We start from the raw sequence: 14,311 nt of genomic DNA, 5'->3' as shown, positions 1-14,311 counted from the left end.
CTTCGCTCCGTCCCCGGCCGAATTCAGAACCGGTACGCCGTCGACCCGACCCTAATCCAGGATGCGGGCGGGAAAGGAGCCGCGCGAGACCAGCGGCAACTGCCCGTTCGGTCCGGAGATCTTGAGCTGCCTGCCCTGGTGAGCGGCGACCTTGACGGCCGAGGAGCCGGCGGAAGCGAGCGGGACGAGCTGAGCCAACTCGTCCCGCGCGATTCCGGTGACCACCTCGTTGCCGCAGACCAGAACGGCGAAGACGAAGGACGCCGGTACGGAGCTGATTCTTCTCTTGTCCTCGGCGGAGAAGGTGAAGAAGTAGTCTCTTGGGCCACTGCCGTCGCTGTACTTGATGAACAGGTGGCGATCGTGGTTCACGACGTAGTGCCCGTACTTCACGCTGGCGCGGTTGAGCGCGGTGAACTTCTCCGAGTCGGCGATCGCCACCAGCGCGGCGCCGTGCATGAAATCCTTGTGATCAATCACTGCCATCCCCCTCCGGTCAACGGTGCATTGATGAGTCAACCCTGCAGATGCGCCGGGACGATCTCCCGCACCAGCCGCCACATCCCGCTCGATGGGTTCTTCTTGGCCTCCTCGCCCTTCCTCGCGAGCTTCCTCGCCCGGTCGACGGCGTCAGGCCACCCCGCGCGGTAGCGGCCGAAGTCGAACTCGCGGGCCGCCTTGCTGTAACCGGGGTGGTGGTCGGTGAGGTGTCGCTTGGCCTGCTGGTATCCGGCGATCTCTCCGAAGTGGTCGCGGTGGTGGAGCAGGAGCCACAGTTCGAAGCAGGGATTCGAGAGGGCCACCTCGACGCCTTCGTCGGCGGCCAGCCGCAGGGCCTCGTCCAGGTGGGCGAACTCGTCGACGTCCAGGACGCACCACGCCTGGTGGTAGTGGTCACCGGCCCGGTCGCGTTCGCCCACGGTGTGCCGCACCACCGACACCGGGTCCTGGTCGCAGATCTTGATCTTCACGTCGACGGCGCGGTTGTCCACGGACGCCAACAGGCCGCGTAAGTAGGCCGGTTCCGTGTTCTTCGCACCGCAGACGACCAGGACCGGCGGCAGCGGGTCCCGGTGTGCGGGCCTGCGCCGGAGTGTGGACTCACGCCTCGGGGTCTTCCGCCCGTCCGGTTTCGGCTGTCTCGCCATCCGCTCCCCCTCGCCCGGCAATCGCCAGCGCGAAACTATCGTCGATCACCGGCACCGCGCCGTAACTTCCGCTCAAATAGCGCCGCTCCCGGTTCTCCTCGGTGCGTGGCCGGAAGTCGGACAGCGGGTAGAGCGAGGTCTCCCCGAACTCGTTCTTCGACGCGAACCAGATCTGGTCACGCTTGAGGATGTCCTGACCGGCCTTCCGGCCGAGCAGGCTCGCGTCATGGCTGGTGAAGAGAAGCTGAGCGCCATGCGGATTGCGTTCCTGGTCCTGGAACAGACCGACGAGGAAAGCGCTCAGCCGGGGATGCAGACTGCTGTCGAGCTCGTCGACGACGAGGGTGCCGCCCGAGCTGGTCACCCGCTCCAGAGCGACGGCGTACTCGACGATCGCCTTGGTCCCGGCGGACTCGGCGGACAGCGGTAGCTCGAACGAGCCGTTCCGGCCGGTGTGCCGGAGCCACAGTTCATGGTGCACGCGCCGCGAGTTCGGCGGCCCGTCCAGCAACGTCTCCGCCCCCTTCACGTCCACGACCGGCTGATCGCTGCGCCGGGCGCGGCCGTCCACGTAGAGGTGCTCTTCCGAAGTCTCCACCCGGAAGTCCTCGATGCCGAGATCCGCGGCGCGCAGCAGATCCCGCAGATGCGTCGGCTCACCCATTTTGTCCAGACGCCAGGCCAGTTCCCTCGTGAAGAGACGCGTCGGATAACGCAGAGCGCGCCCCAACACGGGCCCACCGAACACCAACTCGCTGCGGAACCAGCGGTACACGCGAACGAGCGAGCTGACGGACGCCCTTGACCGGGCTGCCATGGACAGGAACAAGGCGTTTGGCGCCGTCACCTCCGCCACCGTGTACAGCGCCTTCGCGTCGCTCTGCGAGCTGCCGACGTGGAACTTCTCCCCGTCCCGCTCGAACACCACCCGCTTGCGTCCCTCCGGGTAGGCGTACAGCCACTCGCTGCGGACGCTCTCGTCGTCGACCTCGAAGCCGTAGGCATAGCGCACGTCACGGATGACGAGATCGGCGACGTACCAGGAACACTCCGAGGGCGCCACCGTGTCGAGTAAGAAGGGCTGCCTGCGCACGCCCTCGCCGTCCTCCGCCATGAGCGGAGACCGCCCGACCATGTTCGCCATGTACCGCAGCGCGTCCACCACGTTCGACTTGCCCGCCGCGTTGGACCCGAAGATGCCCGCCACCGGCACCGCCTGCCAGGACGTCCCCGGAGGCCGGTCGCCGTCGTACACCGGATGGAGCTGCCACTCCAGCTCGTCCCTGATCGACCGGTGGTTGGACACCCGGAAATTGAGAAGCATGCCGCACTCCCTTCCGAAGGCTGCCCCAGGCTAGTCTCACCCGATTTTGTGCAAGTGAATCGCCGGTAAAGATACTTGGCAAGCCGAATCGGGCAATCAGGAGGGTGAACCGGCCGGCTGCAGGCTCTTCACAAACAGCCCGTCCAGCACCTCCCACTCGCTGGCCCGGTCCACCACCTCCACCGTGCGGCCGTCCAGCGTGGGCGTGGCCCGCGCGTCCTCGGCCGGCAGCAACAGCCACAGGCCGTGCGGGGTGTCCGCGGGCCGCCGCGCCGACTGCTGCAGAGCCGCCAGCAGCTCCCTGCCGCCCGCCTCCCAGTACCGGGCGATCAGCCCGGCCTCTTGGACCAGCAGGACGGTGCGCGGTCCGGACCGCTCCGCGAGGTCGAGCACCTGCTGCCGGACCCGCTCGGCCGCCAGCCGCGTGTACGAGGCGAGCGCCGCCCCCAGCGTGCCGGTCGCCGTGTACTTGGCGTCCGCCTTCAGCAGCGCCTGCCAGCGCACCGACTGCTCCTCGGCCAGCTCCTTCAACGCGTCCAGGAACAGCCCGCCCAGCGACACGGCGGTGACCTCGTACCGCTCCGCCAGGGCCGGTGCGACTCCCGGCAGCTCCGCCCCCCTCAGCGTGAGCGCCAGGAACCCGCCCCGCCGCCTCGCGTCCGCCAGCCGGGCGGACAGCACCTCGCGCGGGTCCCGGCCCTCCGCGATGCTGCCCTGCGCGGCGGCGTACAGCGAGCCGGTGCTGGTCAGCACCGAGGAAGACAACGCCGGCCGGCTGGCCGTGCCGTCCTTCGGCCGCTGCGGGACGAAACGCCGCCGCTCCTGGTCGTGGACCAGCGGGAACCCGGCCTCGGTCAGCGCCTCGCCCAGCTCGACGTACGTCGTCTCGTCCAGCACGGCCAGGCCGGGGAACCGGGCCCGGACCCGGGACAGCAGGTCCGCGGTGGTGATCCCGGTCTCCGGGCGGACCCCCGCCGGCGCCTGCGAGATGCGCAGTGCACGCGCCAGCGACAGACCGAGCGGGAACAGCTCCAGCCGCGGGGACACCGCGACGTCGTGCGCCATCGAGGCGGCCAGCTCCACCAGCCGGGTGTCGGCGAGCGGGGGCATGCCGTCCGGGGCGGGCACCGCGCGCAGCTCCCGCAATACGGTCGTCCGGCCGGGCAACGGGTCACGCCCGGCCAGTTCGGCCGCTCGCAGGCCCAACTCGGCCGCGTAGTCGGCGAGTTCTGCAGGCGTCGGCTCGTCGGCGCCCGGCTGGTCCTCCAGCGCGACGACGACCCGGCCGACCCGGCGCTGCACGGCAAGGCGGGCCGGCGGCTCCCCTTCAGTGTCGGGCTGCGCTTCTTCGCTTCGCTTGCGGATCTCCGTCTCGACCGCTGCCCGCACCACCGCCAGCGCCTTGGCCTGGGCCTCGGCCGGATCCTCGGTTCCGGCGCCGTGCCGGGCCCGCAGCTCCGACGCCAGTTCCCCGGCCGTCGAGACCCGGTCCCGGTCGGTCAGGATCGCCACCAGTTCGTCGCGGACCTTGTCGAGCCACGGCAGTCCAGCCCATAGCTCCACCGCGACCTGCACGTTCTGCGACACGGTCGGCTGGCTGATGCCCAGCGCCTGCGCTATCGCACTCTGCGCCGGCCACGGCTCCAGCGCCTCGTCGGCCTCCAGCGCACCCGGAAGCTGAAGCGTCGCACGGACGACGTCGGAGCGGGGCCGCGTACGGCGCTTGCCCTCCGGCGGCGTCAGACGCGCCGCCAGGGTGTCGACGGACTCCAGCACCTCCTCCGGCGCGTCCGGGGCGAGCGTCAGCGACCTCTGCACGGTCGCGCGGCGGCGCAGCGCCTGCGTCCACTGCCGGTGGCGGCGGTTCAGCTCCTTGCGGATCGCGTTGCCGGCGCCGCGCGCCCGCGCGATGTGGTGCGGCGGAATGTTGAGCAACTGCTCGACCGTGTGGGCCTTGAGACTCTCGGCCACCGCCACGGCCCGCGGGGAAAGGCCCGCGGCGGCGAGCGGAGTCTCCAGACCCGCGGCCTCGGCGGCCTGCTCCCGTGCGTCCTCCAGATCCTCCGCACTCATGCCGACCGTCGCGGGAGTGGTGGCCGGACGCGCAGCGTCCGCGGTGCGGAAGACCTGCCGCCACGCCTCCTGCAACTGTCCCAGGCTGTCGTAGCGCTGCTCCACGTCCCGGTTCAGGGCCCGTTCGAAGAAGTTCTTCAGACCCTCGCTCAGAGCGGAGGGGAACAGCTCGGCCGACACGTGCAGCTCCGCGTCGGGCACCATGCGCGGATCGCCCTGGCCGTCGCCCCACACCGGCCTCTCCCCGGACGCCATCTCGTGCAGGGTGACGGCGGCGGCATACCACTCGGCGTGGTCGTCGTACCGCGAACGGCCGGCGCTGCCCAGGAACGGATCCAGATACGCCCGCGTGCCCGCGTGCAAATCCTGGTCCGGGGCGTCGGCCAGGGAGAAGTCGAACAGCATGAGCTGCCAGGAGCCGTCGCTGCGCTTGAACAGGCCCAGGTTGTCGGGCTTGACGTCCCGGTGTCGCACCCCGCGCGCCGCCAGCGTGTCCAGGGCGTCGAACAGGTCGTTGCCGAAACGCTCCAACTGGTCGTAGCCGAGCGGGCCCTGGTCGCGCAGCCGCGAGCCGAGACTGACCGGCTCACGGTCGTCGGCCGCGCGGTATCCGCCCGCGTACTCGATCTCCAGGATCGTGTGGCCCTCGAACTCGCGCGGCTCGGCGAGCAGTTTCACGATGCGCCCGCCGCCCACCTCCTTCAGCGCCTTCGCCTCCGCCAGGAGCCGGGCGTCCTTTTCCTGGTCCAGGGCGACCTTGAAGACACGCAGGGAGTCGTCGCCACCGTCGTCGGTGGTGTGGCGGACGAGCAGGGCGCGGGCCGTCGCGCCGGTGCCGAGCACACGGACCACCGTCCAGGTGCCGTCCAGGGGCTGCCCCGGCTGCACCGTGAGGGGATCCGCGGCCGGCCGGCCGGACGGCTGCGGAGCCGCCGCATCCGACTCCGCGGCGGCCAGCAGGTCCAGGAACTCGTCGACCGATGCCGGACGGTCCCGCACGTCGGCGGCCGTGGCCCGGAACACCAGGGCGTCCAGGGCGGCCGACACGGAGTCCGAGACCGCATAGGGGTGCAGCCCCTTGTCGCCCTGCAGCCGCTCCAGGAGGGAACTGCGGCGATCGGCGGGAGGGCGGCCGGTGATCAGCAGGTAGGTGAGCGCGCCCAGGCCGAACACGTCCAGGTCGACGGGATCGGCGAACTCCTGGTCGGTCTCCGGCGCCAGGTAGACCTGCGCCGTGTCCGCGATGAGGCCCGTGTCCAGGGGCGTGTCACCCAGCGAATGGAGGGTGGTCTCGAAGTCACGGGCCGCGGTCTGCCAGTCGGCGATGCGCAGCACCGGGTCGCTGCCGTCCTCGCGGGCCGTGACGTAGACCGACCGCGCCGACAGCGCCCGGTGGTAGAGGGACCGGTTGTGCGCGTAGCGCACGGCCTCGGCGAGCTGACGGACCAGATCGAGGCGGACCAGCGGGGTGAGCAGGCCGCCGTACGCGTCGAGGTAGGCGTCCAGCCGCAGGTCGGATTCCCGGTGGCGGAACAGGATGGCCGGTCCGCCCTGGTGCTCGCGGATCTGCACCGCCTGCACGATGCCGCGATGGTTGATGCCCTGCAGCACCTGGTACTCGCGGCGGGCCGCACGGTCCAGCTTCGCCCGTTGTTCGTCCGACGCGGCGGCACCGGCCAGGTATATACGGACACGGCCGCTCTCCTGAACCAGACCGTCGTCCCGCACGGCCAGCCGGTCCTCCCAGCCGGGACCCGCGTCCAGGGCCCGGGGGGCGAGCTTCCAGTCGTCGCCGAAACGCAGGTGGGCCGTCGAGTGGCTGATGCCCATCCGCTGCATGAGCTGTTCCAGACGCTGGCTGATCACCGGTGTGATCCGCCAGCTCTCCCGCTCCGGCGGACGGCCCAGCAGGTCGTCCCAGACCTTCGGCAGACCGCTCGCCCCGTCGTTGCGGCCGTAGACGGAGGTGCGCTGGAACTCGTCCAGTTCGCTCACCAGCGCCGGGTCGTGAAGGAAGACGGCGGGCTTGATGAAGGGGACCTGCCGCGGATCCATGCCGAGCGCGCGGGCCGCCCGTTCGAGCTGACCCTTCAGCTCCTTGGCCTTCAGGTCGGTCAGGTGCAGCGGATTGCGGAGGGTGCGTACCCGGTCGCCGTGGAACTGCCAGGTGTCACCGTGATTGACGACGCGGCCGGGATGCCCCTTCAGTTCCAGCAGGTACAGCCCACCGGGAACGGCGATCAGGACGTCGCACTCGTTGATGCGCCCGGAAGCCCCCGTGAACTGGAAGGTCGCCCACGCACGATACGGCTCTGTCTTCGGCATCAGCGCCCGGAGGTGATCCAGGCCCTCCTGCTCCCACCGGAAGCCCGATCGCCGCGGCTGGAACCAGCGCTCTCGCGGAGCAGGAGCCGTCGGCTTGGGGACAGCGTGCACCGAGCACCTCCGGACGGAAACGGCACTGAACAGCAAGGGGGCCCCGGCCAGAGACACACGGGGCCGACTCCATTGGGACAGACCGAGAATCCTAGTCGGCGCCTCCGACAATCCGTCCATGCCGGTACGGGACGGACGACGCCCCCGCTCCGGCGGAAGTACGCACCGGGCGGGGCCGTCCCCCTTCACGGGCTGCTCCGTGAGTACCCCAGTTGCTCCAGCAGTCCCGCCCGGTCGTGACCCCGCCGGCCCTCGCAGATCCGTCCCTTCCGGAAGCGGTGCCACGTCGTGCCGGTCATGGCGACCCGCTGCCTGGTGGCCGGGATGCCCAGGAAGTCGCCCTGGTGGGCCTGCGGCACCCGACCGGAGCGGGCACAGGATGTCGGGTGCGGCAGGCTCGGTCCCTCCTAACGTCGGTGACCGGAAGGGAAGGAGGCCGGAGTTGCTGGATCGGCTGAACCAGGCCATGGAGCACATCGAGGATCACCTCGACCAGCACATCGAGGCGTCCGCGCTGGCCCGGATCACGGTCACGTCCGAGTACCACTTCAGGCGGCTGTTCTCGTCGTTGGCGGGGATGCCGCTGTCGGAGTACGTCCGACGTCGGCGGCTCACCGTCGCGGGGGCGGAGGTGCTGGCCGGGGAACCGACCCTGCTGGAGATCGCGATCCGCTACGGCTACAGCTCGGGCGAGGCCTTCGCCCGGGCGTTCCGCGCCGTGCACGGCGTCGGCCCCGGCGAGGCCAGGCGTACCGGCGCGGCTCTGAACTCGCAGCCCCGGCTGTCCTTCCGCCTCACCGTCGAAGGGAACAGCACCATGCGGTACCGCATCGTGGAGAAGGAAGCATTCCGGGTCGTCGGCAGGAAGGCCCGGGTCCCGCTGATCTACCAGGGCGTCAACCCGCACATCGCCGAGCACATCCGGAGCATCCCGCCGGAGACGATGCTGCGGATCGCCGGCCTCTCGGACCAGGACCCGGAGGGCGTGGTATCGGCGACCGTGCGCCTGTCGGACGGCTTCGAGGAGGGCAGCGAACTCGACTACTACCACGCCGTGGTGACCACGGCCGCCGAGCTGCCCAGGGACCTCGACGTGCTGGACTGCCCCGCGGGCACCTGGGCCGTGTTCGAGAACACCGGGCCGTTCCCGCAGGCGCTGCAGCAGATGTGGGGTGACGTCGCCGCCCAGTGGATGCCGTCCAACCCGTACGAGTACCGTCCGGGACCGGAGATCCTGCGCACCCGCCCGACTCGGCACGACCCGACGCAGTCCGACGCGCAGCTGTGGATCCCGGTGACCCGCACCACGGTCAAGCCGACGATCGGTTGATCGGAAAGAAAAATAGAGACGGCCTGATCGGTGCGAACAACAACCGCCCAGGTCGGCCTGGGACCGGACGACGCCCCCGCTCCGGCTGAAGCGATACACCGGGCGGGGGCCGTCCCCTTCGCGGGCTACTCTCCGAGTACCCCCAGCTGCTCCAGCAGTCCCGCCCGGTCGTACTGCCACCAGCTCTCGCGGATCCGTCCGTCCCGGAACCGGTGCCACGTCGTTCCGGTCATGGCGACCTGCTGGCCGGTGGCCGGGATGCCCAGGAACTCGCCCTTGTGGGTGCCGTGCCAGGACCAGCGCGTGCACACCCGGTCGCCCTGCGCGATCTGGTCCTCGACCGTGAAGGAGAACTCGAAGGCCCGGCGCCATCCGGCGTACTCCTCGCGCGCCGCCCGCAGCCCGGTGTCCCGCGGGTTCGCGGGATCGTGGCCGACGTAGTCGTCCGTGAACCGCTCGAACAGCGCCTCCGCGCCGGCCCGCCCGGCCTCCGCGAAGAACCCCCGCGCCGTCGCGCGGTCGAGCGGCTCGTCCCGTACGACGTCCAGGTCGGTGAAGGCCGGCGCGCCCTCGCAGAGGGCGACCATGTCCTGGAAGATCCGGCCGGTCTCCGGGAGCCTCGAGTTCCGCATCGCCTCGTCGTACGACGGGAACTCCACGATCTCGACGAAGTGCGACGCGTCCGACCGGTCCCTGCCGATCAGCGCGTGCGTCGCGGTCCGCTTCCCCCCTGTCTTCTCGACCCACGCGTCCATCAGCCGGTTCATCTCGTCGAACCGGCTGGTCCGGCAGTCGATGAGCTGTACGAAGGTCATGGCGCCGCCTCCGGCCCCCTGGGTCCGGCCCGGTCGGACAGCACCATTCTTCCCACCGGCCGCCGTGGTCGCTACCGGGCGGTCGCTACTGGGGTCCGTACTTCCGGCCGGTCTTGGAGGAGATCCCGCCCAGCAGTGCCCGGGGCGTCACCTTCACCAGGCCCATCAGCGCCTTGTAGCGCGGGTCGGGGATCGACAGCGACTTCCCGTGCGCCAGGTCCGTCAGCGCCGCCGCGACGAGTTTGTCCGCGTCCAGCCACATCCAGTTCGGGATGTTGTCCGTGCCCATCCCGGCCCGCTGGTGGAACTCCGTGCGCACGAAGCCGGGGCACAGCGCCATCAGCCGTACGCCGCTGCCCGCCAGGTCCTTCGCCGCGCCCTGCGTGAACTGCACGACCCACGCCTTCGACGCCCCGTACGTCCCGCGCGGCACGAAGGCGGCCACGGAGGCGACGTTGACCACGCCGCCGCGCCCCCGCTCCCGCATCGCCTCCGCCGCGGCCGACGTCAGCCGCAGCACCGCCTCGCAGTGCACCTTCAGCATCCTCAGCTCGTCCGCCATCGACACGTCGAGATAGCGGCCCTTGTTGCCGAAGCCGGCGTTGTTGACCAGCAGGTCGACGGGGTTCTTGCGGTCGGACAGCCGCGCGGCCACCGCCTCGATGCCGTCGTCCGTGGCGAGGTCCGCGGTCAGGACCTCCGCCTCGATGCCGTGCCGGTCGTGCAGTTCGGTCGCCTGCTCGCGCAGCCGCTCGGTGTCGCGCGCCACGAGCACCAGGTCGTGCCCGTCGGCCGCCAGCCGACGTGCGAACGCGGCGCCGATGCCCGCGGTCGCTCCTGTGATCAGAGCCGTTGTCATGGCCCAAGCGTAGTTACCCGGACCGCGTCAGTCCGCTGTCTGCACAGGTCCCGGCGGTGGTGAAGCACCCGCGAAGAGGCCGGTAGCTGATGGCTCGTCAGGTCTGCTGTCGCGCGGTGTATTTTCGTGCCGTCTCCGCCGACTCCGGGTGCAGCGCGTCCACGGCAGCCAACAACCGCGGCAGCAAAGCCCGTTCGGTCGTCACCGCGCGGAACTGCAGGGCCACCGTCACATCGTGTCCGGGCCGGTGCACGATCTCGACCGCGTCGCCGGCGCGGATCTCGCCGGGTCGTATCACCCGCAGATACGCCCCGGGTGCACCCTTGAGTGTGAACCGCTTCACCCACCCCTTCTCACCCATATGGCCCTGAAAGGTGCGGCACGGGATCCGCCCGCAGGTCACCTCCAGCACCACCTCCGGTCCGACCTGCCAGCGCTCGCCGATCAGCGCGCCGGACACGTCCAGGCCCAGGGTGGTGAGGTTCTCGCCGAACGAGCCGTTCGCCAGCGGCCGCCCCAGCTCGCGCTCCCAGTCGTCGAGGTCCTCGCGCGCCACCGCGTACACCGCCTGGTGGTCACCGCCGTGGTGGCGCGTGTCGCACACCGCGTCCCCGGCGATCCCGCTCGCCCCCACGCCCTTGGGTCCCGGCGCGGCCACCCGCACCGGCCCGTCCGCGGGCCGCTTGTCGATGCCGGTCAGCCCCTGCGGCTGGTCCGTGTACGGCACGGGGCGCGCGCGGCCGACGTTGACGGACAGAAGCTTCATGGCCGCACGGTAGGGGACGGGCGGTCAAAGCGTCGACGCATTATTCGGCGCCCGGCCAAAGGACCGCTTATCCTCGGCGGTGTGCTCGAGGCTCGTCATCTGCGTGTACTGCGCGCCGTCGCCACCACCGGCTCCTTCTCCGCCGCGGGGCGCGCACTGGGCTGCACCCAGCCCGCCGTCAGCCAGCAGATCAAGGCCCTGGAGGCGTCGGTCGGCACCCCGCTGCTCGTCCGCAGCGGACGCGAGATGCGGCTGACCGAGGCCGGAGAGGCGCTCGTCCGGCACGCGGGCGGCATCCTCGCCGGGCTCACCGCCGCCGAGGAGGAGGTCGCCGCGATCGCCGGGCTGCGCGCCGGGCGCGTGCGGCTGGTGTCCTTCCCCAGCGGCAGCTCCACCCTCGTCCCGACGGCGCTCGCCGCCCTGCGCGCCGCGCATCCCGGCACCCGGGTCTTCCTGGAGGAGGCCGAGCCGCCGAAGTCGGTCGAACTGCTGCGCCAGGGCGACTGCGACATCGCGCTCGCCTTCCGGTACGAGGGCGCGCCGGGCGCGGAGGAGTGGGACGACCTCGTCGTACGGCCGCTGCTGACCGACCGGCTCGTCGGCCTGGTACCGGAGCGGCACCGGCTCGCGGGCGCGGAGTCCGTCGGCATCGGCGAGCTCGCCGCGGAGCCGTGGATCGCCGGCTGTCCGCGCTGCCGCGGGCAGTTGGTCGAGGTGTGCGAGAGCGCGGGATTCACCCCGCGCATCGACTTCGCCACCGACGACTATCCGGCGGTCGTCGGCCTGGTCGGCGCCGGCCTCGGCGTGGCCGTGCTGCCGCAGCTCGCGCTGGAGGCCGTACGGCCCCGGCACGCGCGCGTGCTGACGCTGGAGCCGGCGGTGCGGCGGGAGATCGTCGCGCTGACACTGCCGGACCTGGCGCAGGTGCCGGCGGTGGCGGCCACCCTGGACCAGCTCGCGCACGCGGCCGTCCGGTAGCCGGGAGGTCCGGTAGCCGGGAGGTCCGGTGGCCGGGCGGTCCGGTGGTCGGGGGCTCCGGTGGCCGGGGGTTCCGGTGGCCGGGGGCTCGGGTGGCCGGGGGTTCCGGTGGCCGGGGCGAGCCACCGGGGACAAAAGGATGGGCACGCGTGGCGCGTACCCATCGTGTCTTGCAGAAACGTTCCTTCAGTTGTTCGAGACGCTGTCCCCGCCGGTCGCCGACGCCGATACCAGCCGGTTCCGCGCCCTTCCCATGAGCTCTTCGCGCTCGTCCTCGGTCAGGCCGCCCCACACGCCGTACGGCTCACGCACCGCCAGCGCGTGCGCCGCGCACTGCGCGCGGACCGGGCACCTCATACAGACCTCCTTGGCCGAGTTCTCACGAGCGCTCCGGGCCGCACCGCGCTCACCCTCCGGGTGGAAGAAGAGCGAGCTGTCCACTCCGCGGCAGGCGGCCAGGAGCTGCCAGTCCCACAGGTCCGCGTTCGGTCCGGGAAGGCGGGAGAAATCTGCCATTACATGACCCCTTGTAGCCGTTCTGAGCGGATACGGTGGCGATGACCGCACAACTACGATCTAAGGAGATGAAAATATGACTCATTGCGAATCTAGCCTCAGACACCTGTAGATGGGAAGAAAAGGGTCCGAATGGGGCATGGCTCATGGTGAAACGCGGTGAGTCCCCCGCGCATGTCTCCACCGTGTCCGGCCCCTCACGTAGAGTGCCGAAGATGGCACACGGCCCCGTAACTCTTTCGAGTGACCGTCGTTGAGAAGGCGGAGGCGGTTGGCACCGCAAGTGCTCGGGCAGGCGTCCGAGCGGGTCGACCGCACAGGTGACGATTCGTACCAGCCTGGAGGCTCAAGGTGACGTGCATCAGCTGCGGAGGGCGGCCATGACATCCGTCCTCGTCTGCGACGACTCCCCGCTCGCTCGAGAGGCGCTCCGCCGCGCGGTCGCGACCGTGCCCGGCGTCGAGCGCGTGACGACCGCGGCCAACGGCGAGGAAGTCCTCCGCCGCTGGGGCGCCGACCGCTCGGACCTGATCCTGATGGACGTGCGCATGCCCGGACTGGGCGGCGTCGAGACCGTGCGCCGGCTGCTGTCCGCCGACCCGGGCGCGCGCATCATCATGCTCACGGTGGCCGAGGACCTGGACGGCGTGGCCCTCGCGGTCGCCGCCGGCGCCCGGGGCTACCTGCACAAGGACGCCTCGCGCGCGGAGCTGCGCGCCACCGTCACGCAGGCCCTCGCCGACCCGACCTGGCGTCTGGCCCCCCGCCGGCTGCGCTCCGCCGAGATGGGCGCCGCGCCCACGCTCACCGCGCGTGAGATCCAGGTGCTGGAAGGCATGAGCCACGGCCGGTCCAACGCGGAGATCGGCCGCGAGCTGTTCCTCTCCGAGGACACCGTCAAGACGCACGCGCGTCGGCTGTTCAAGAAGCTCGGCGCCTCGGACCGGGCACACGCCGTGGCGCTCGGCTTCCGGTGGGGTCTGGTCCGCTAGGACACCCCGAGCGCGGACATGCCGTGCGCCAACACCCCGAGCGCGGACATGCAGTGCGCGGACATGCCGTGCGCAGGCACGCCGTGCTCAGACACCCCGAGCGCGGACATGCAGTGCGCGGACACCCCGTGCGCAGCAGCGGGGGCACGGACACCCCCGCCTGCCGCCGGGTGGGCGGGGTGAGGCGATGCGAGGCGGGTCCGGACGCGCGGCACGCGCCCGCACCTCCTCGAATCCGCTGCGCGGAGGCGACCGCCGGGTGCCCGCTGCTCGTTTCGGCGCGGATGCCGCATCCTTGAGATGTGGAGTCTTCCGGGGACGAGTCGGTCGAGCGGAAGGGGAGGGCGCAGGGGATGAGTGCCGGCGCACCTGCTCATAACGCTTCGGTGCACAACATCAGGCGCGGTGCCACGGACCGCACGGCCGCAAGGCACCATGGACCGATGCGCGAGGACGAGGCGGCGGGCGCCGCGGGGGCGATCGGTGCGCTCGTCCACCGTGCCGTCGACGGGGACGAGCAGGCCACGCACGACCTGCTCGCCCATGTCCACCCGCTGGCCCTGCGCTACTGCCGCACCCGGCTGTCCCGGCTGCCCGGCGACGCGCGCCACTTCGTCGAGGACCTCGCGCAGGAAGTCTGCGTCGCCGTCCTCCTCGCCCTGCCGCGCTACAAGGACACCGGGCGTCCCTTCGAGGCGTTCGTCTTCGCCATCGCCGCCCACAAGGTCGCCGACCTGCAGCGCGCGGCCATGCGGCACCCCGGTTCGACGGCCGTCCCGTCCGACGAGATGCCGGAGCGCCCGGACGACTCGCTGGGCCCCGAGGAGCGCGCGCTGCTCAGCAGCGACGCCGAATGGGCCAAGAAACTGCTGGCCAACCTGCCCGAGAACCAGCGGGAGCTGCTGCTGCTGCGCATCGCGGTGGGTCTCACGGCCGAGGAGACCGGCCAGATGTTGGGAATGTCACCCGGGGCCGTGCGCGTCGCGCAGCACCGGGCGCTGAGCCGGCTGCGCGCGCTCGCCGAGCAGTAGGCCTCCCTCAGTTGAACAGGCGGTGCGCCGCTTCCGTAGGAAC

General features: G+C 71.2%; 13 protein-coding genes. 4 read left to right on the top strand and 9 right to left on the bottom strand.

Going from position 1 to position 14,311, the window contains the following annotated elements; genetic code table 11:
• Window positions 1-51: 51 nt before the first annotated feature.
• The 5 genes from ACH4ZX_RS13040 to ACH4ZX_RS13020 form a co-directional block, all read right to left on the bottom strand.
• On the bottom strand, window positions 52-480 hold the full coding sequence (locus tag ACH4ZX_RS13040; RefSeq protein ID WP_398271653.1) for a hypothetical protein: 429 nt from the start codon (window positions 478-480) through the stop codon (window positions 52-54).
• 35 nt (window positions 481-515) lie between these two features.
• Window positions 516-1,148 carry an RloB family protein gene (locus ACH4ZX_RS13035; protein ID WP_398271651.1) on the bottom strand — a complete coding sequence of 211 codons (633 nt, stop codon included), beginning with the start codon at window positions 1,146-1,148 and terminating at the stop codon, window positions 516-518.
• A complete protein-coding gene (locus ACH4ZX_RS13030) occupies window positions 1,102-2,403 on the bottom strand; it encodes an ATP/GTP-binding protein (RefSeq protein ID WP_398271649.1) in 1,302 nt (433 codons plus the stop codon). Before ACH4ZX_RS13030 ends, ACH4ZX_RS13035 begins: the two co-directional genes overlap by 47 nt.
• A 165-nt stretch (window positions 2,404-2,568) precedes the next feature.
• Window positions 2,569-6,981: a BREX system serine/threonine kinase PglW gene (gene pglW, locus ACH4ZX_RS13025; protein ID WP_398271647.1), complete on the bottom strand. Its 4,413-nt coding sequence runs from the start codon at window positions 6,979-6,981 to the stop codon at window positions 2,569-2,571.
• A 185-nt stretch (window positions 6,982-7,166) separates the two neighbouring features.
• Window positions 7,167-7,340: an ester cyclase gene (locus ACH4ZX_RS13020; protein WP_398271645.1), complete on the bottom strand. Its 174-nt coding sequence runs from the start codon at window positions 7,338-7,340 to the stop codon at window positions 7,167-7,169.
• An 83-nt stretch (window positions 7,341-7,423) separates the two neighbouring features.
• Between ACH4ZX_RS13020 and ACH4ZX_RS13015 the strand changes: the two genes are divergently transcribed.
• On the top strand, window positions 7,424-8,311 hold the full coding sequence (locus tag ACH4ZX_RS13015) for a GyrI-like domain-containing protein (protein ID WP_398271643.1): 888 nt from the start codon (window positions 7,424-7,426) through the stop codon (window positions 8,309-8,311).
• 125 nt (window positions 8,312-8,436) lie between these two features.
• Here ACH4ZX_RS13015 and ACH4ZX_RS13010 read toward each other — a convergent pair whose 3' ends face one another.
• From ACH4ZX_RS13010 to ACH4ZX_RS13000, 3 genes are all read right to left on the bottom strand, one after another.
• The gene (locus tag ACH4ZX_RS13010; RefSeq protein WP_398271641.1) at window positions 8,437-9,126 is read right to left on the bottom strand and encodes an ester cyclase; all 690 of its coding nucleotides are present in this window, start codon (window positions 9,124-9,126) and stop codon (window positions 8,437-8,439) included.
• Between the two features lie 85 nt (window positions 9,127-9,211).
• Window positions 9,212-9,985 (bottom strand): SDR family NAD(P)-dependent oxidoreductase, encoded by a 774-nt coding sequence (locus tag ACH4ZX_RS13005; RefSeq protein WP_398271639.1) that lies wholly within the window; start codon window positions 9,983-9,985, stop codon window positions 9,212-9,214.
• 97 nt (window positions 9,986-10,082) lie between these two features.
• Window positions 10,083-10,751 carry an MOSC domain-containing protein gene (locus ACH4ZX_RS13000; protein WP_398271637.1) on the bottom strand — a complete coding sequence of 223 codons (669 nt, stop codon included), beginning with the start codon at window positions 10,749-10,751 and terminating at the stop codon, window positions 10,083-10,085.
• Window positions 10,752-10,832: 81 nt separating this feature from the next.
• Between ACH4ZX_RS13000 and ACH4ZX_RS12995 the strand changes: the two genes are divergently transcribed.
• Window positions 10,833-11,729: a LysR family transcriptional regulator gene (locus ACH4ZX_RS12995; protein WP_351893961.1), complete on the top strand. Its 897-nt coding sequence runs from the start codon at window positions 10,833-10,835 to the stop codon at window positions 11,727-11,729.
• 186 nt (window positions 11,730-11,915) lie between these two features.
• On the opposite strand, the gene ACH4ZX_RS12990 is transcribed toward ACH4ZX_RS12995, so the two are convergent.
• Complete coding sequence (locus tag ACH4ZX_RS12990; RefSeq protein WP_351893959.1) at window positions 11,916-12,245, bottom strand: WhiB family transcriptional regulator; 330 nt, start codon at window positions 12,243-12,245, stop codon at window positions 11,916-11,918.
• Window positions 12,246-12,625: 380 nt separating this feature from the next.
• Here ACH4ZX_RS12990 and ACH4ZX_RS12985 point away from each other — a divergent pair, with 380 nt between their 5' ends.
• Window positions 12,626-13,237 carry a response regulator transcription factor gene (locus ACH4ZX_RS12985; RefSeq protein ID WP_003948568.1) on the top strand — a complete coding sequence of 204 codons (612 nt, stop codon included), beginning with the start codon at window positions 12,626-12,628 and terminating at the stop codon, window positions 13,235-13,237.
• A 443-nt stretch (window positions 13,238-13,680) separates the two neighbouring features.
• The gene (locus tag ACH4ZX_RS12980) at window positions 13,681-14,268 is read left to right on the top strand and encodes a sigma-70 family RNA polymerase sigma factor (protein WP_108013267.1); all 588 of its coding nucleotides are present in this window, start codon (window positions 13,681-13,683) and stop codon (window positions 14,266-14,268) included.
• Window positions 14,269-14,311: the final 43 nt, after the last annotated feature.

This window comes from Streptomyces sp. NPDC020490, from assembly GCF_044335305.1.
In the GTDB taxonomy this organism is placed as follows: domain Bacteria; phylum Actinomycetota; class Actinomycetes; order Streptomycetales; family Streptomycetaceae; genus Streptomyces.
The sequence above is the reverse complement of the archived record's forward strand: the minus strand, read 5'-3'. Positions and strand labels throughout refer to the sequence as shown.

Excerpts from the sequence above, each read along its gene's own strand:
- ACH4ZX_RS13035 (WP_398271651.1), bottom strand. The coding sequence starts at position 1,148 with ATGGCGAGACAGCCGAAACCGGACGGGCGGAAGACCCCGAGGCGTGAG.
- ACH4ZX_RS13010 (WP_398271641.1), bottom strand. The coding sequence starts at position 9,126 with ATGACCTTCGTACAGCTCATCGACTGCCGGACCAGCCGGTTCGACGAG.
- ACH4ZX_RS13005 (WP_398271639.1), bottom strand. The coding sequence starts at position 9,985 with ATGACAACGGCTCTGATCACAGGAGCGACCGCGGGCATCGGCGCCGCG.
- ACH4ZX_RS13000 (WP_398271637.1), bottom strand. The coding sequence starts at position 10,751 with ATGAAGCTTCTGTCCGTCAACGTCGGCCGCGCGCGCCCCGTGCCGTAC.
- ACH4ZX_RS12990 (WP_351893959.1), bottom strand. The coding sequence starts at position 12,245 with ATGGCAGATTTCTCCCGCCTTCCCGGACCGAACGCGGACCTGTGGGAC.
- ACH4ZX_RS12985 (WP_003948568.1), top strand. The coding sequence starts at position 12,626 with ATGACATCCGTCCTCGTCTGCGACGACTCCCCGCTCGCTCGAGAGGCG.
- ACH4ZX_RS12980 (WP_108013267.1), top strand. The coding sequence starts at position 13,681 with ATGCGCGAGGACGAGGCGGCGGGCGCCGCGGGGGCGATCGGTGCGCTC.